The 17531-nt window shown below is 42.3% G+C and carries 15 protein-coding genes, 1 tRNA gene and 2 pseudogenes; 11 read left to right on the top strand and 7 right to left on the bottom strand.

Translation table 11 applies throughout. The annotated features are described in order from the left end of the window. Positions 1-15 precede the first annotated feature (15 nt). The 3 genes from BV375_RS31205 to BV375_RS31195 all read right to left on the bottom strand — a co-directional run bounded on the left by BV375_RS31205 (position 16) and on the right by BV375_RS31195 (position 1481). On the bottom strand, positions 16-243 hold the full coding sequence (locus BV375_RS31205; protein WP_086767757.1) for a hypothetical protein: 228 nt from the start codon (positions 241-243) through the stop codon (positions 16-18). A gap of 134 nt (positions 244-377) precedes the next feature. After that, positions 378-462 (bottom strand) — tRNA-Ser (locus BV375_RS31200). An 89-nt stretch (positions 463-551) separates the two neighbouring features. Then, complete coding sequence (locus BV375_RS31195) at positions 552-1481, bottom strand: TIGR04168 family protein (RefSeq protein ID WP_086767755.1); 930 nt, start codon at positions 1479-1481, stop codon at positions 552-554. Between the two features lie 171 nt (positions 1482-1652). Between BV375_RS31195 and nadA the strand changes: the two genes are divergently transcribed. The 3 genes from nadA to BV375_RS38930 all read left to right on the top strand — a co-directional run bounded on the left by nadA (position 1653) and on the right by BV375_RS38930 (position 3536). Then, positions 1653-2627 carry a quinolinate synthase NadA gene (nadA, locus tag BV375_RS31190; protein ID WP_086767753.1) on the top strand — a complete coding sequence of 325 codons (975 nt, stop codon included), beginning with the start codon at positions 1653-1655 and terminating at the stop codon, positions 2625-2627. Between the two features lie 122 nt (positions 2628-2749). Next, complete coding sequence (locus BV375_RS31185) at positions 2750-3250, top strand: hypothetical protein (protein WP_086767751.1); 501 nt, start codon at positions 2750-2752, stop codon at positions 3248-3250. Between the two features lie 160 nt (positions 3251-3410). After that, the gene (locus BV375_RS38930) at positions 3411-3536 is read left to right on the top strand and encodes a hypothetical protein (protein WP_279432984.1); all 126 of its coding nucleotides are present in this window, start codon (positions 3411-3413) and stop codon (positions 3534-3536) included. 136 nt (positions 3537-3672) lie between these two features. On the opposite strand, the gene BV375_RS31175 is transcribed toward BV375_RS38930, so the two are convergent. Beyond that, on the bottom strand, positions 3673-4878 hold the full coding sequence (locus BV375_RS31175; protein WP_339376805.1) for a hypothetical protein: 1206 nt from the start codon (positions 4876-4878) through the stop codon (positions 3673-3675). Between the two features lie 820 nt (positions 4879-5698). Then, the gene (locus tag BV375_RS31170) at positions 5699-6769 is read right to left on the bottom strand and encodes an LOG family protein (protein ID WP_086767748.1); all 1071 of its coding nucleotides are present in this window, start codon (positions 6767-6769) and stop codon (positions 5699-5701) included. 39 nt (positions 6770-6808) lie between these two features. Here BV375_RS31170 and BV375_RS37345 point away from each other — a divergent pair, with 39 nt between their 5' ends. Then, positions 6809-6949: a hypothetical protein gene (locus BV375_RS37345; protein ID WP_166507571.1), complete on the top strand. Its 141-nt coding sequence runs from the start codon at positions 6809-6811 to the stop codon at positions 6947-6949. Positions 6950-7458: 509 nt separating this feature from the next. Here the strand turns inward: BV375_RS37345 and trxA are convergent. Further along, positions 7459-7797: pseudogene (trxA, locus tag BV375_RS31165) on the bottom strand (thioredoxin); the annotation flags it as partial. Positions 7798-8285: 488 nt separating this feature from the next. Next, positions 8286-9449: a GuaB3 family IMP dehydrogenase-related protein gene (locus tag BV375_RS31160; RefSeq protein WP_086767746.1), complete on the bottom strand. Its 1164-nt coding sequence runs from the start codon at positions 9447-9449 to the stop codon at positions 8286-8288. Between the two features lie 425 nt (positions 9450-9874). Between BV375_RS31160 and BV375_RS31155 the strand changes: the two genes are divergently transcribed. From BV375_RS31155 to BV375_RS31125, 7 genes and pseudogenes are all read left to right on the top strand, one after another. After that, entirely contained in the window at positions 9875-11086 is a 1212-nt protein-coding gene (locus BV375_RS31155) for a HEAT repeat domain-containing protein (RefSeq protein ID WP_086767744.1), read from the top strand. 261 nt (positions 11087-11347) lie between these two features. Further along, positions 11348-11524 (top strand): hypothetical protein, encoded by a 177-nt coding sequence (locus BV375_RS37340; protein WP_166507570.1) that lies wholly within the window; start codon positions 11348-11350, stop codon positions 11522-11524. Next, complete coding sequence (locus BV375_RS31145) at positions 11524-11766, top strand: hypothetical protein (protein ID WP_086681636.1); 243 nt, start codon at positions 11524-11526, stop codon at positions 11764-11766. The genes BV375_RS37340 and BV375_RS31145 overlap by 1 nt, the downstream gene beginning before the upstream one ends. A 98-nt stretch (positions 11767-11864) precedes the next feature. Then, a complete protein-coding gene (locus BV375_RS31140) occupies positions 11865-14288 on the top strand; it encodes an endonuclease MutS2 (protein ID WP_086767740.1) in 2424 nt (807 codons plus the stop codon). 444 nt (positions 14289-14732) lie between these two features. Then, a complete protein-coding gene (locus tag BV375_RS31135) occupies positions 14733-15338 on the top strand; it encodes a DUF3038 domain-containing protein (protein ID WP_086681627.1) in 606 nt (201 codons plus the stop codon). A 59-nt stretch (positions 15339-15397) separates the two neighbouring features. Beyond that, positions 15398-17053: a DUF4335 domain-containing protein gene (locus BV375_RS31130; RefSeq protein ID WP_086767738.1), complete on the top strand. Its 1656-nt coding sequence runs from the start codon at positions 15398-15400 to the stop codon at positions 17051-17053. Positions 17054-17330: 277 nt separating this feature from the next. Then, a pseudogene (locus BV375_RS31125) lies at positions 17331-17521 on the top strand (YiaA/YiaB family inner membrane protein). The last annotated feature ends 10 nt before the right edge of the window (positions 17522-17531 follow it).

Below are 17531 nucleotides of genomic sequence, written 5' to 3'. Positions count from 1 at the left end.
TCTATGCCCTATCCCTTATGCAGCAACCTTTATAGGTAGGTTGTCACCCTCTGAGCACTCTGGCAGTCCAAATTTTTTCCGCACTTCTTGTACAGAAATTAGATTACCAGCTTTGCTATCTGCCAGTCCAGCTTCCACAGTTTGTCGTACATAAATTTGATACATCAGATCATCCCATGTGGAATTTTCTGGTAATCTATCAATTAATTTATGAGCTTCTTGTTTAATGTTGTTATCTTTCATCAGTAGTTAACCAAATACTATTTGTGCATCTTTGGATATATTGTAGATGCAAAATATATGCAGCATTTGATTTCTACCTATCTTTTAGGAAGGAGCTTTCTGCACTTCTATGGCTGAGAGAAAAAATAATTAAACGGAGAGGGGGAGATTCGAACTCCCGGAGGTTTTAGCCTCATCCGATTTCAAGTCGGACGCAATCGACCACTCTGCCACCTCTCCAGTAAACTGTCTAGCTTGTTGCCTACCTGTTATGCAAACGCTTTCCTAAGTTAGCACAAAAGCAGACAGATAATACTATATCTCATCATCTACGCAGATTGCACTACTGGACGCGATCGCTCGTAAAAAATTTCCTCTGATACTATCCGGTAATCACTGCCGACCCAAACTAGGGAGACTTGCGACACCACACCCGCCTCTAGGGAGACTAAGGAAAAATTACGCTGCTTGTTGCCGTTAGTTTCTACTATCCTGGGTACGCTAGCCGCATTGAGGTAAATTATCCCTTCTGGACTTCTCAGCACAGGCTTGCGTAGCTCTTTTTTCGTGTGCCGTAGGCTATGGTGCATATGACCAAATGTCACCAGGGGAATGGTTTTACCAGCGTTGAGAGCCTGGGAAATCGCTTCACCAAAATCTGGATCGCCAAAATCGCCACCAATGGGGAGCCAGTCTTTACCGCAGGGATCTTCTGGGCGATCGCCTAATCCACTAGGCCCGTTGTGCCCTAGAAATATAATCGTGTCGTAGGCAGCACTTTTGACCGCAGCCATAATTTTATTTGCTGATTCTTCCAAATCTGTTACACCGTAACGTTCTTTGCAGATGTCAGCAAATCTCCACTCTGGCCCACCCCAACTAAAAGGACGACCGCCAACTACAGTTAAATTCCACTGGGGAAAATCCAGCTTACTATAACCGACATGGGCATCCCCCAGTAAATCGAGTTGTTCTTGCACCCAGTCTTCCTTGGTGCGGTCGTAGGGACACTTTTTCCGTCCCCATTCTGTGGCAGTATACCAGGCGTCGTGGTTGCCCATTACGGCTGCTTTGGGAATATCGAGGGAGGCGATCGCTCTTACCACTTCCACCGACTCATTGCCAAAATCCCCCACAAACAGTACTAAGTCCACACCCAAATGCTTGAGTGCTATACCATCTTCTACTTCCCATTGGTCGTGAACATCGCCAACTACAGCTATTTTGAGGTTTGTTGATTGTGTTATCTCACTGGTCATGCCACTGTCCTTGCCGTCTACTTTTAGGATAGGCAACTCAGCAGGTTTTGGACACAAATTGGCAACATGAAGCTTTGACTATTTTTGGTAAAAACCACTATATTTTTTGGTAAAAACTACTATAATTGAATCCACAGCACAAATACTTGCAACCTTAAGCAACCCCTAACTGTGTTTAACACTGCACTTGCTCAACGAGAAACCACCCATCCGGGTGCATTACCACTGGATTTATTTGCCGCCATTGAGAGCCTGAAGAAAGAACTCAACGCGGTGATCTTAGCGCATTACTATCAAGAGCCAGATATCCAGGATATTGCAGACTTTATTGGGGATTCATTACAACTAGCAAAAGCCGCAGCTAATACCAATGCAGATGCGATCGTCTTTGCTGGTGTTCACTTCATGGCAGAGACAGCAAAGATACTTAATCCTGACAAATTAGTACTGTTACCAGATTTGAATGCAGGCTGTTCCTTAGCAGACAGTTGTCCGGCGGAAGCGTTTGCAGCCTTTAAAGCCGCCCATCCCGATCATCTAGTAGTTTCTTATATCAACTGCTCTGCCGATATTAAAGCCATGAGCGATATTATCTGCACCAGTTCCAATGCTGTGAAGATTGTGCAGCAAATACCGAAAGATCAGCCAATAATTTTCGCCCCCGATCGCAATTTGGGGCGCTACGTCATGGAACAAACCGGACGAGATTTGGTGCTGTGGGACGGTAGCTGTATCGTGCATGAAACCTTCTCGGAAAAGAAAATTGTTCAGTTAAAAATTGCCCATCCCGAAGCAGAGGCGATCGCCCACCCAGAATGCGAAACTAGCATCTTGCGCCACGCTAACTATATCGGCTCTACAGCAGCTTTACTTCAATATTGTCAAAATAGCCCTGCGCAGGAATTTATTGTGGCTACAGAGCCGGGTATCATTCACCAAATGCAAAAACTAGCTCCCCAAAAGCGGTTTATTCCTGCACCACCAATTAATAACTGTAATTGCAATGAATGTCCGTTTATGCGGTTAAATACCTTAGAAAAAGTGTATTGGGCGATGAAAAATCGGAATCCCGAAATCACCATGTCTGAGGAGATTCGGTTAGCCGCTTTGCGTCCAATGCAACGGATGTTAGAAATGAGTGTTTAGTTAAATTAATCGATTAGGTTTTGATATTATGTAGAGACATTATTCTATTGTGTCTCTACATATTTTTTGGCTTGCAAGAGATTGGATGATAAGCACTAATCTTAAATTCAGTGAGTTTTATTATGAGAAGCATTGAAAAATTTAGTATTAATATTGAAGAAATTATTCCAGATAATTTTTATGAACCACCAGAAGATGAATTAAATGAATTTTCAGATTTTGAGATGGGTTTTAGACGCTTTTGCTTTGATAATAATCATTATATAGCAATAAAAATAGGAGATGTTATACAAAGAATTCATTTATATCATGATGTTCTCGATGCAATAGAAGAAGGATGGTGCAAGAGTATTATAAATTTATCAAATTTAGAAAAAATCATTATTGATTTCAATTATTTTTCAATATATATGATACCAAATCTAGATAGAAAAACGATAGAATGTTATTCTAATATTAGAGGCACTGGTCAATCTTATAATAAAATTTTGTCATTATCTGATGTCTTAGAAAATATGAATTATTTTATTAATAGCATTCTTACTGTTGCAGTAAAAAAGAATTATATTAATATAGATGATATCTATGAATACTTAGGATGTAAATTATGCATCAATTCGTAGATGGTGAAAACGCACAAAAAACTGTGGCTTTGTTGCATAAATCAGAAAAAAGATAGATATGTTCTTTTAAGTCAATTAGTACAGCAGTATTGTTACCAAGAACATTCTTGAGAAATTGGACACCTGCAATTTGTGTCTGTAAACTGGAAACCGCTGGATTATGAGTCTCAGCGAAATCCTGAGTAGGCTGCATACTATCCTGCAAGTTAAAGATATTCCTAAAAGCTATCGTACATCTGAAATTTGTTGCTTGATTCAGAAGAAAGCGATCGCCATTTTTTTCTAGTAGTTTGTCCAGCTACAGCAATCTCGAATTGTTCGTGAATATCATCGCTCTTTTCTCTGCGCTCTCTGCGCCTGTACGGTTAGATTTTGATAGATGGGGAAATTTAAATTTAACTCCCCATCTCTGTATGATTTCATTACTGACCCTTCTGAGCTTTTAATTGAGCCGCCTCACTAAACTTTTTGTATAGTTGAACACGGCTTTGAGCTTCTTGATAGCGATTGTGGTTTGGTGAGACCTTACTCATTAAATCTGAAGCTTCTTGCCACTTAGCAGCTAAAGCTGACCATTGGTCTGAAGTTGTGGCTGTTTTACCAGATGCAGAAGTTTGATTAGCAATCCGCACTGCGGCTGCAAATGGGTCATCAACTGGGGTAGAAGCAGTTTTGGTTACAGGCGGTAAAGGAGATGCTTCTGGCTTGTTTGCTAATGATTTAGAAGCTTCTGCATATTGCTTATATAGTTGAATGCGGCTTTGAGCTTCTTGATAGCGGCTGTGCTTTGGTGAAACCTTACTCATTAAATCCGAAGCCTCCTGCCATTTAGCCCCTAGTTCTAACCTCTGCTCGGAGGTTGTGGCTGTTTTACCCAATGCAGAAGCTTGATTAGCAATCCGCACTGCGGCTGCGAATGGGTCTTTAGATGCCTGAGAAATATTTTTATTAGCAGGAATTGATGCTTGCACATTCACAGATGAAGCTTTAGAAGCTTCTGTGGAAATTGAGGTTTCCTGTTTACCTTCTAACCATGTGTAAGCGCACCAAACCAGCAATAGGAAGGGTAAGCATAAACCAGAGACTTTGAGTAACCCGATTAGAAAGGAACGATTCGGTATATTTTTACTCAGGAGTTTATTTTGACTCTTGTTCCGATTTCTTCTTTTGAAAACTACAGCTCGCAAAGAATTGGGCTTAGGCAAGCTTACCTGAGCTATTTCTGATTTAGACTCTTTGAGGTCTTGAAAATCATTAATTAGTTGCTTAATAATATTCGGTTGAGGTAAGGTAATTTCCTCTGACCAAAGCAATTGATTATCGCGATCGCGATAAATTTCCGTCAACCACAATAATTGTTGTTCCCGAACAATTCGACTGTTGATATTCACGCGCCGAATGTTGCGGGGTGCAATAGACTCAAGAATTTGCCTGATTTTTTGGACTATGATAGATTGCTCTAGTTGCTCTACTGTATGTGCCTCACAGAGAAGTTGTAAGACGCCATCAGAAAAGATGGCTCTGGTTCTAACACCAGATTCAACTAGCTTTTCGTTCAATATTTGAATGATCGCGGCAACGCTACCTTGGTGTGCTTGCCAAGCGATATCGTTTATTCGATCTGCCATTTGTAATTTAGTGATAAATTTGCCACCCTGATTTGTTAATGAACTCATTTAATTTATTTAGGCTAGTATGTTTATGCAAAACTTCGCCTTGTTTTTGATTTTATGAGCAAACATACAAGGTTGACACATAAAATCATAAAAATAAGGACGAAATTCTATCTTTAGGTAGAAGTCTTAAGCTGCATCAGTTAGTGTAGTCTTCATTTCAGGTAATTGTCCACCTGTTTAGCATGGAATATTACCTGTTTTATTACATGTATTTGCTGGTAATAATACAGCGAAAAATCATTATGTGGCGCGATCGCTGATTACGTAATTATACTACATTCTTATGTAGACAGAAATAAATATTATCTGGGTCAATACCGAGCGAGCGTAAATGTTGCCTTAATCTCTCCACTTGCGATTCAGCTTGCTATTTAGCCAATCTTTTTTGTTCGAGCGCTTCTGCTAACTCCTCAGGAATCAGTAATTTTCCCCTGTGGCTTCTCGACCAAAGCCAATTAGTTGCTCTACCTGCAATCGCAGTTGCAAAGTTTCACAGCGATCGCACATCCTAGCGAATAGCTACAAACTCTCTAAACACTCATTAACTCAAACATCTGCCCGATTTAAACTATTTTTGATTGTTCCAACTGTTATAGTTTGGTGATTTAGAATAATTTTTAAAACTTTTCTATAATTTACTAATTAAGTATTTGAAAATTATATATTTAGTAATTAAGCCAATCTTCCTCAACTATAGGAATCCAGTTAATTTTTGAAAAAACATTTACTGCTTTAGTGAAAATCCGAGGGTGGCTAAACCCACCCCTAAGACCTACTTCCGTTCTGGATGTCCTGTCTCTTCTACTCTATGAATACCCATCTTGTTAATAGTAGCAATCATCTGATATAAGCGCCCCAAATCACGTTGATTAAAGTAGAGAACAAGACGAGGTAATCCAACTGTTTCATCTTGCCCTTCTTGAGATAATGCCTGACTTTTTTCTATTTTTCCTTTAACAAGAATGTCACTAAAGTCAGCATTGAGTTTTTCTACCTCAGCATTTGATAAATCCGTCGTTAAACGAATTACCAACTGATCGCCTACGTAGCGGCTGGAGTGATAAACCTGGTAAAACCGAGTAATAGCATTACAAGCCACATCCAAGTTGTCTGTAACAGTATAAAGGCTGGGGTCATCGGGACTGACAAGACCTTTTGCCACTAGTTGCTCATCGATGTATGTGCTCCAAGACCGCCAGTAATCGCCACCAGGACGATCAATTAAAACTAGAGGTACGGGACCAAATTTACCAGTCTGGCTTAATGTCATGCACTCAAAAGCTTCATCTTGGGTGCCAAAACCACCAGGAAACAAGGCAACCGCATCACTTTCTTTTAAGAGAAATAGTTTGCGCGTGAAAAAATATTTGAAGTTAATCAGCTTAGAATCACCTTCAATAAAAGGGTTCGCCTGCTGCTCAAAGGGCAATTGGATGTTTAAGCCAAAAGAATTTTCTCGCCCCGCACCTTCATGACCCGCTTGCATGATACCACCACCACCACCAGTCATTACCATAAATCCCAACTGAGTAACAGCGCGAGCAAACTGTACTGCCATGTGATACTCTGGGGTTTCTGGTGCTAGGCGAGCAGAACCAAAAATAGTTACTTTACGAACATGTCGGTAGGCATAAAAGAGTTGAAAACCGCGCTCCATATCTGCTAGAGAAGCTGATAATATCTTCCAATCGAGACGCTCGATGTCACTATCAGCTAAACGCACTATGGTAGCAAGTGCCTGTTTGATGAGTTGTTGATTTTTTAACGTCGGTAACCGATCAATTAATTCAGCGATATCCGCCTGTAGAGACTCTAATGTATCAAACGACGCAGATGAAGTCATGATAACTGCTGCCACAATGGCATTATATTTTATCTAATTTTGGAGTGCGATGTATCAACTGTTGCACCATTAGTTAGTCGCCAACAGTTTTTGTATATTGACCGACTGCGCGATCGCAATAAAAAGCACCATTGGTTAATTATCAACCAAGGCGCTAGTACCGCTACTTACTTTAAGTAAAGACGATTTACATCTACGCGGAATTCCGAAGCCCTAAAGTTCCGATCAAAGGAAACCTCAACTCAGATTGCTCTCAAAATTTAAAATTTAAAAAGCTCTTGTAGACGTGTAGCGGTGAAACAGCACTGTTTGTATAGGTTCTGTGCCCGAAGAACATGAATTTTTGTCCATTCGGTTGAGACTTCTACTCCTTTGGAGAAGCCTTAGGGTAGTCAGTAGTGCCGCCGCAGGTGACTGCAAACCTTTAGCGTATGGCAGAAACCGTTCGTCAGCCTCCAAAGGCTAACTCGCAGAGTAGGGTATAAGACTTGATTGTTGCCACGCTATGTTGAGTATGCCCCCAACCGGAATAACAAAATTAATTTAGCAGCAGTAATCTCAAAAGATCTACCACTGTAAAAAGTTTTATTGAGACGCGAAATTTCGCGCCTCTCAAACTTGTTTACAAATATTGACCTAAAAACTAGAACAAATGGAAAAATCAGAAGGATCTGATTGCCGATTGAGATTCAAAGATACTTTTCCAATGTGTTAGCTAATGTAGTTTTAGGCACGGCACCGACGACCATATCAACCTTTTGCCCACCTTTAAAAATCATTAATGTGGGAATGCTGCGGATGCCGTACTGACTGGCAACATTAGGATTCTCATCAGTGTTGACTTTAACGACTTTTAGCTGACCTTCGTACTGAGAGGCAATTTCATCTACAACAGGAGCTACCATGCGGCAGGGACCACACCAAGGTGCCCAAAAGTCGACTAAAACAGGTACATCACTGTCGAGTACTTCTTGCTTAAACGTAGAATCCGTAACTTGTGCGGCTGCTGACATGCCTAAAAACCTTTGCCAATTATATTTCGGAGTTTCGTGAAAATTCTACCATAGCAAAAACAGCTGCTTGGGAGCGTAAGGATGTACATTTGCAAAGAAGCTGTAGAATTTAATTTATTTATAAAAACATAAGGAACCGCCCGAACATAGTCCGGGCGGAGTGTGGTGTGAGGAGTGAACGGAAACATGCGTCTCCGCTATCTCTATTGTAGGCGACATATGTAATTTTTCCAGTAATTGTTTAAGAGCCTGGAAAAATTTCCTGAAAGATTGAAGTAGCTATTTACTAAGGATTAGGTATTTGTTATTTGTCATCTGTCATTTGCCAAGGGTCAAGAGGAGCCAGCACTGTGGGCGGGTTTCCTGCCGTAGGGAACTGGCGTTAGCGCAGCGTTAGCGACGTTCGCGTAGCGTCTCCCCTTGGGAGAAGGAGCGTCACCCGGAGGGCGTTGGAAACCCTACTAAGAGCGCTGTCTCACCTTGTCACCCTAACCCCTAGCCCCTTATTTACCCATGCCTAATTGTTGAGCCTTTTGATAGACTTTGCCTTCAGTTAGTAGGGAAGGAGCAATTACAACTTCAACTTGCTGCATTTCTTTGATATTTTTGGCTCCTAAGGTGCCCATACTCGTCTTTAAGGCTCCTAAAAGATTATGAGTGCCATCATCCAGTCCAGCTGGCCCAATGAGTATTTGCTCTAGGCTGCCAGTGGTAGCAACGCGAATGCGGGTGCCACGGGGTAGTACAGGGCTAGGAGTTGCCATACCCCAATGGTAACCTCGTCCAGGTGCTTCGGCGGCTCTGGCAAAGGGAGAACCAATCATCACACCATCAGCACCGCAAGCAATGCATTTGCAAATGTCACCACCAGTGATTAAACCACCATCAGCAATCACAGGAATGTAGTTACCAGTTTCCCGATAGTAATCATCGCGTGCGGCGGCACAATCCGCGATCGCTGTCGCTTGGGGTACGCCTACACCCAACACACCACGTGAGGTACAAGCAGCGCCAGGGCCAATTCCTACTAGTACTCCAGCAGCCCCAGCTTTCAATAGATTCAAAGTAACTTCGTAAGTTACGCAATTCCCCAACACTACAGGGATGGGCATAGAACGACAAAATTCTGCCAAATCTAATGGCACGATAGACTCTGGTGAGAGGTGTGCAGTAGAAACTACCGTAGCTTGTACAAAAAATAAATCTGCCCCAGCCTTGGCTACCACTTCGCCATATTTACTTGCTCCGGCTGGCGTAGCACTCACTGCCGCAATGCCACCTTGTTGCTTAATTTCCTGAATACGCTTTTCAATTAATTCTGGCTTTATTGGTTCGGCATAGAGTTCTTGCATCAGGGATACGAATTCATCTTTTCCCACAGCAGCAATCTTATCTAAAATCGGTTCTGGGTCGGCATAGCGAGTTTGGATACCTTCTAAATTGAGGACTCCTAATGCTCCTAACTGCGACAAACGTACAGCCATACGCACATCTACTACGCCATCCATAGCACTAGCAATTATTGGGATTTCTCGCTCAATATTGCCAATCTTCCACCTGGTATCTGCCAAACTCGGATCGAGTGTTCTGTTACCAGGTACTAAAGCAATCTCATCAATTCCGTAAGCTCTCCGAGCCGTTTTTCCCCGCCCAAGTTGAATGTCCACGCTTAAAATCTTCTCAAATCTGTTTAAGCTAGGGTATCAAATTGTGGGTGAAGTTGGTGCAATTTTTTTATAAGTTACTGTCAGGAAGTAGTAGCTAAGAGAGCTAGAAAAATTGTATATATTCAGTCTAAATCAAGTAGTTATACGGAAAAAATCTGTATAATATTTTGACATTGACGACATCTAGAGAATTTATTAATATTGTGCTTAAAATGCACGTAATCCTTTCCCTACCTGAATCGCTGAATGTGATATACGGAAAGTTTCCACATAATAAATAGTTAGTCCTCTGTGTTTACAGGTTGTGATGGTAGTTTGCAGCCTATTCATTAGAATCTAAGATTTCCGTGGATGATCAATCAGTTAGTGAATACAAGGGAGTCTTGATTGATCGGGTGTAGCGAGATTAAATTACGAGGGTGGTTATGCAGGAATTACTAGAGCAACTCGACAACATCTTCGAGGTTCTGGAAAAAGAGGACGTTTCGCCACCAATCTCAGATGAAAAATTTCGGCAGCTTGCAGGTAGGCTACCGTTCAAAATTCCCAGCATAATTGAAAATCTCTATAGATGGCATGATGGAATAGAGCGATTTATTCCAAGTTATGATCTTTTGCCTCTATCATATGCAGTTGCTGAATATGAAAACTTGATTGCACTAGGAGAGGAGTTTCAAGACGAACTCTTTTTTGACAAGAATTTCTTACCGATACTTTATGCTGACAAATCTTATTTTCTAGTAGATTGCAATCCAAATTATGAGGAAAGTATTTACTATATATTTCTTGAACTCGGAGACCTACAAGAAAAGTATGAAAATATTGAGCAGATGCTTCAGATTATCATTGATGCATATCTCAGTAGAGCTTATTACATAGAAGAGGGATCGCTCGTAAAAAATCCAGTTCTTCTGCGAAAAATTGAAAGTAAGTATCTTTCGCCAGAGCAGCTAAATGAAAGAGAAGCTGAATGGAATAAACTCTGTGACGAGTTACACGAACTGAAAAATCGCGAGCGCTCTCAAGAGCAATCTAAGCAAGACGTGCAGTCGGAGAAACTATATGTTGACCTATTCGGTCGTTCTCCTAAGGATTTACAGAAAAGCATACTCATTCGTCAGCTTTATCATACTTATGATGAACGAGCAATCTGCTATTTAACAGAATTTTTGAGTGACAATAATCCCGATATTATTGCTGAGGCAGCATATGGGTTGGGTGAATTGAGAGCGCGAGAAAAATTACCTGAACTCCTGAAACTGCTGAACCATCCCGCTCAAGTTGTACGTAATTTAGCAGCTTGTGCTATCAGAGAGATTGCTTCTCCAGAAGATGAGCTTTTAATACAACCTCTCCTAGCTTTACTAGCTGATGAAGCACATATTGTGCAAATTTCTGCTGCTAAGGCACTTGGTCAATTAAGAAATCCGAAAACTGTTGCAACACTGATTAATTTTTTAATCAATTCGTTGTCAGATAAAAAATCGAAAGTTAAGTATCACGTCATAAGTGTGCTTAGACAGATTGGAGATGACGAAGTAGTTGAGAGATTGAAGCAACAAAAAAGTAAAGTTCCACCTAATCAGGTACGACTCATAGATGAAGCCATAAGCTTGATAGAAAAGCCAAATTGGTAGGCTCGTGCGTTGCCAAAAGGCAAATAATCCCGTTGCACATCAATCAACTGGATAGAGTTTTTTCGTTGAGTCCAAGGAGCTACTAGCGGCAAGTGGGAACGTTATGCAGCACAGTTATTTACAAAGGCGTAGTTGGGACTTAAGTGCGATCGCCAATTTTGTAACCTGGCCACTGTCACTATATATATTCCTGCCGTTAATTAACCCTCAATACCTCTCAAATTTGGAGTGTTAAAATGGACAGCAGGTGGAATGAACCAAATGCCTACTACTGCTCAATTAGAAAGTTTATATCGCGTCAGCTATCAATTGACCTTCATCATGTTTCAACCGATTCATCTGGTCTGTGTTGATCATCGGACTCGAAACCTATATGTCCTAGCTGGATACGCTGAAAACCTTGAGTTTGAAATTGTACCGAATGGAGAGGTATTCTGATGAGTGAAGTCAATTTTGATACCATGAATGATGCCGAATTGAGACGGTACTTTCTGGCAAACCGCCAAGATCAGGCTGCTTTTCAGGCATATTTGGATAGGTTCAATCAGCGTCCAAAATCAGTGATCGCCAGCCCAGGCGACCCCGATTTTGATGAAAAGATTCAAGCAGCAATTCGACAAAAACTGGAAGCATTGAGTAGTACTCAGCCAGCTAACAACGTAGTGGAGCGGACGGAATAGAGTCTTTTCGCTTCTGTTCGATCGCAATTAACTGCTACAAGGTTCAGCCTTAAAGCAGCCAGAATTGTTACCATAGATTCAGATTAGATATTGAAGCCTTGATCCAATCTGAAACTTTAGAACTATTAGAATGGAATCGCCTCTGCCAGCATCTTTCGACCTTTGCGGCAACTAAGTTAGGGGCGATCGCATCACGTCAGCTAAAAATTCCCGACTCTCAGGCGGAAAGTACGCAGTTGTTGGAGCAAACTAAAGAAGTTTACCAACTGGAGAGCCGTCTATCCCCCAGCCTATCCTTTGAGGGAATTCAAGATATTGGTGACTCCCTGGAACGAGCAGAACTCCAAGGAATTTTGGCTGGGGACGAATTGTTAGCGATCGCTACCACCCTAGCTGGCAGTAGGAATTTACGTCGTGTAATTGATAACCAGGAAAATATACCAATCCTGACAGAGTTAGTAGCTGAGTTACGAACTTATCCCGAACTTGAGCAAGAAATCCACCGTTGTATTGATGAACGAGGACAGGTAACTGATCGCGCCAGCCAAAAGCTGGGTGAAATTCGCACAGAACTGCGGAGATTGCGTAGTCAAATTACGCAAAAGCTGCAAAATATTTTACAAGCAAAATCTGGGGCAGTCCAAGAACAACTGATTACCCAAAGAGGCGATCGCTTTGTTATTCCTGTGAAAGCGCCACAAAAAGACGCTATCCCCGGTATTGTCCACGATACCTCTACCAGTGGTGCCACCCTCTATGTGGAACCCCATAGCATCGTGCCCATTGGGAACCAATTACGCCAAGCAATCAGACGAGAGCAGACAGAAGAAGAAATAATTCGCCGCGCTTTGACCGAGCAAGTGGCAGCAGTTAAACCTGATTTGGAAAGGTTATTAGCAATTGTTACTACTTTAGACCTGGCAACGGCAAGAGCACGTTACAGTTTTTGGCTAGGAGCGAATCCTCCCAGATTTATTAAATGGGAAGAGCAAGAAAGTATTACCTTGCGCCAACTGCGTCATCCGCTGTTGGTATGGCAGCATCTACACGAACAAAGCCAACCAGTTGTTCCTGTAGATTTGCTGATTATTCCGGTGATTCGAGTAGTAACGATTACTGGACCAAATACTGGAGGGAAAACTGTCACCTTAAAAACCCTAGGCTTGGCAGCATTGATGGCCAAAGTGGGTTTATTTATACCTGCTAGAGAACCAGTAGAAATACCTTGGTTTAGCCAGGTATTAGCAGATATTGGTGATGAACAATCTCTACAGCAAAGTTTATCAACATTCTCTGGGCACATCCGCCGGATTAGTCGGATTTTGGATGCGCTAGGAACTGGAGAAGATAGAGAAGCAGAGGAGCAAAATATAGCACTTAGCACTCCCAACTCAGCACTCGTCTTACTTGATGAAATAGGCGCGGGAACCGATCCAGCCGAGGGTAGTGCTTTAGCGATCGCCCTGTTGCAGTATCTTGCCAGCCACGCCCGACTGACAGTGGCGACAACTCACTTTGGTGAACTGAAAGCCCTGAAATACGAAGATGAGCGATTTGAAAACGCTTCTGTAGAATTTGATGAAAGTACCCTATCACCGACTTATCGGTTGCTGTGGGGAATTCCTGGACGTTCCAACGCCTTAACAATCGCTCTGCGCTTAGGGCTAAAACCAGAAGTGGTAGAACAAGCAAAAACGCAAGTGGGAGAGGCAACAGACGAAGTTAACCTGGTGATTGCTGGCTTAGAAGCGCAACGGCGTCGCCAAGAAACTAAAGCAGCAGAAGCGCAAAATTTGTTGCAGCAAGCAGAACGTTTATATAAAGAAGTTTCGGCCAAAGCCACAAATTTGGAAGAAAGAGAACGGACTTTAAAGGCTTCGCAGGAAGCAGCAGTGCAACAAGCGATCGCCCAAGCCAAAGGTGAAATCGCCCAAGTAATTCGTCGCTTGCAGCAAGGTACGCCAACAGCACAAGATGCCCAGCAAGCAACTAACGCTCTCAATCAAATTGCTCAGAAATTTCAGCCAGCCACACCAGCAAAACCGAAAGCTGGATTTATGCCCAAAGTAGGCGATCGCATCCGGCTTTCTCAATTCGGGCAAACAGCGGAAGTTTTAGTCGCCCCCGATGATGACGGTGAGTTGACTGTTCGGTTTGGCATTATGAAGATGACAGTCAAGCTCAAAGACGTGGAATCTTTAGATGGTCAAAAAGCTGAACCTGTAGTCAAATCAAAACCAGCACCAGCACCAGTTACCCCAGCAGCACCACCAACCTTGGCAATTCGGACTTCCAAAAACACAGTCGATTTGCGCGGAAAACGTGTGGCTGATGCTGAATTGCTTTTAGATAAAGCAATTTCCGAGGCTTCAGGCCCGATATGGATTATTCACGGACATGGTACTGGCAAACTGCGGCAAGGTGTCCACACCTATTTGCAGCAGCACCCTAGAGTTAGCAACTACGAAGCCGCAGAACAAGTAGATGGCGGTAGTGGTGTCACCGTTGCTTATGTTGAGTGAGGAAAGGTAAGAAGCAGTCTTAATAAAAAGGCAGGTGAGCAGGGAGCAGGGGGAAAATTACTAACTTTTGACTCTTGACTCTTGCTGTCTGCCCTCTACCTTGACTAAAAATGTTGATAAAGTAGCAAATAATTATGAATTGCTAATTATTAATTGCCCAGCTATGATTAGCAGTTGCTGATTGGAGCCTTTAATTAGGTTGATTTATAGCTTTTTACTAACTAGGCAGTTAGGGTTAGATAGGTCTGATGTTGAAGTAATTATTTTTCTGCTTTGTAGAAAATAAATTTTCATTTAGAGTAAGACAGAGATACATGCTGATTACCACAGTGATAAAAGCTAGCTGAAGCTTTTGACTAATATAGCTGTAGGAAACTAACCCGAATGCTTGAGAGTCTGTTTCAAAATGGGTAACAGCAACAGTCCCTATTAGCCCGATCACCTATGCTAAAAGTTATGCACTCGGCCGCCAATTCAGCCACTCCAAATTCCCAGTGGGAGGATTTAATCAAGCTCCCAGCGCCAAACTCGGTTCAGTGGGACAATATCAAAACCCAGTTGGACTTAGTGCTGTTAGCGCTTGAAACTTTAACTGGCATTGGTTCCGAGGCTATGCTCTCGGCAGCAATCGATCTGGATTTGGAGTCAAGAGTGCCAGACCGCGTAGCTTTATGGCGATTGCGCCAGTCGAATCCCCTACGCAAAGGTCAAGGAGGGCGAAAAAAACTTGATGTAGAAGAAGCGCGATCGCTTGTTCTCATCACCTGCTACCTTGCCAAACAGCATCAAGAATTAACTCGCCGTGCTGTCGGTCTATTAGAACAAATGGCGGAAAATAACCAGGAACCTCATCAGACCGCTTTACTTGGAGATTATATTGATGCTTTCTGTAACACCTACCAAGAGCGAATGGAAGAGGACGAGGAAATCTCAACAGATTTACTCACTCAACTGGCACTCAAACTGCTTGTAGATTTACTGTTTTACAGCGCTCCTGGTGGACACCGCCGTCTGTGGTTAGCACTGATAGACCGTTCCACAAAATTTTAGATTTTAGATTGCTCCTCCTAAATCCAAAATCACCAATCATCTCCTTCGCAGTTTCTGCCATGCCTCTATCAAATTCTGTCATTCGTCGCTACACACCCCCCACTTGCACACTAGAAGTCTTCGCACAAGACTCACCTTTGTCTCGGTGGATGGGAAAAACTGTCCTCAAGCAGCTAAGCTTTGAGCTACGTTTTGACGATCCGCGACTGCCAGAAGAAAGCAGACTCCCAATTCGGGGCGATCGCGACCAACTCGAAGCTTTGTGTGATGCAGTCACAAGTTATGTTCAGGAATTTCTTCACCAATCTCCAGAAAGCTTTTGGCTCAGTTTCGCCGGGCCCCGAGACTCCAGCAAAGTCGCTGATGACTCACAATTAACAGATTTTCAGCCTTCTTCTTTACCAGCTACTACTAAGACATTACAATCTTTTCCCTATCAGATACCACAGAAAAAAATATATTTAGAACCAAGCAGCTACTTGGCTCACAAGCTGTTCCTCGGTTCCCTTGCTAATCAGGCATCTGGGCCTGTAATACAACTCAGTCTGCTGCAACTTTTCGATTTGGCAACTGCCTTAGATGAATACTCAGCTGATATCATGGCGTTACCTAATCTCGAAAACCCTAGCAGATCAACTCTCAACTTCCCTGTTTGGGCACCTGTCGCAGCCGTACTGGTATTAGGTGTAGGTTTATTGCCAATTACCTGGCAATATGTGAATAACACCAAGCCAAAGCAGCAGCAGATTGCCAAAAAAACCCCTACCGAATCGGCACAAATTGCTCTTCAGCCCTCACCCTCGCTCAACCCGCAAGGTGAACTTGCGCCTCCAGACAGTTTACCCCCACTGCCACCTTTAGGCTCTACCCAGCCAATTCCTATAGCGCCCACAGCACCCCTAACAGCGCCTAATTCTACCTTTACCAGCAAGTCACCAACATTACCGAATTCTAGCTTCTCTACATCTCAAACATCCGCTAGTTCTAATTTACCTAAGGGTACTCTGCCATCTTCTGGAAGTGTATTCAATGTACCTCAGAAGCCAAACTCAACTATTCCTACTAATTCCCAGTTTGGAGTACCCAGCAGCATTGATGGTCAGCAAATTGCTATTCAACCAAATCCTACACTGAAAAGTTCTGGGTCAGTTAGCCCAGCGGATCTTGCTCTGCCTAAAAAGCGAGAGCTACCACCAAGCCTAGCTCCTAACAGAGGTAGTGTCAGCCCAAATATCTCAACAATTGCCCCAAATCTTCCTACCATACCTAATCGAACAGCAAGTTTACCGAAGCTTGAGGGAGAATACAATCCTGCATCTACTACGTCTACTGCCTCGTCAACTAGAAGTAATGATAATCTTCTAGTCGAGAGATTAAGAAATGGACGCAAAACAACAACATCTACCCAGGTAGCTACCGATAACACGTTGTTTGATACACCTCAGGTGGCAGAAGCTAGACAATATATCCAAAAACGCTGGCAACCACCCACTGGATTGCGACAAACATTGGAATACAGTTTGATGGTAGGTGTTGACGGTACTATTGAACGCATTTTTCCTTTAAATAAGGCAGCCAGAGAATTTGTTGATAGCGCTGGAATGCCTAATCTAGGAGCACCGTTTGTTTCACCCAACAGATACGGCAAAAATGTCAGAATGCGAGCTGTACTTAGTCCTGATGGGAAAGTGCAAATCTTTCCCGAAACTGAATAATTTAGATAATTTGCTTATCCCAGTTATAAAATCGGTATAAATGTTTGTACTCGCTATTTAAGGAATACAAGCAAATTACTTTCGGATTTGACATTTAAGACTACGGCTCATACACTTTAAGCCTACCTTGGAGAATCCAGTTATAAAACTGGTGACATCACTATTGCTTGTGACTGTAATAATAAATACAATCACAGTTAAATAATTTCCATCTAAGGTAGGAAATATGCAAATACTTGGTTCTTAAAAAGATAGTTCAGCTTGGGTTGCTTTTGTCATGTATATTTCCATGACTACCTTTGGCATTGTTAACTTGCTTGTAAATAATTGGGTAAAAGATTTTATGGGTATGGGTTTGGCTATGTCAATAAGTTCAACCTTTACTTTGCAAAAATTACTAAAGACTTGCATGAAACCAAAATATTATACCAATTCACTAAAACTGTGATACAGATAAAGAAGGAATAAATATCAACGA

The organism is Nostoc sp. 106C, assembly GCF_002154725.1.
GTDB lineage: Bacteria > Cyanobacteriota > Cyanobacteriia > Cyanobacteriales > Nostocaceae > Aulosira.
The sequence above is the reverse complement of the archived record's forward strand: the minus strand, read 5'-3'. Positions and strand labels throughout refer to the sequence as shown.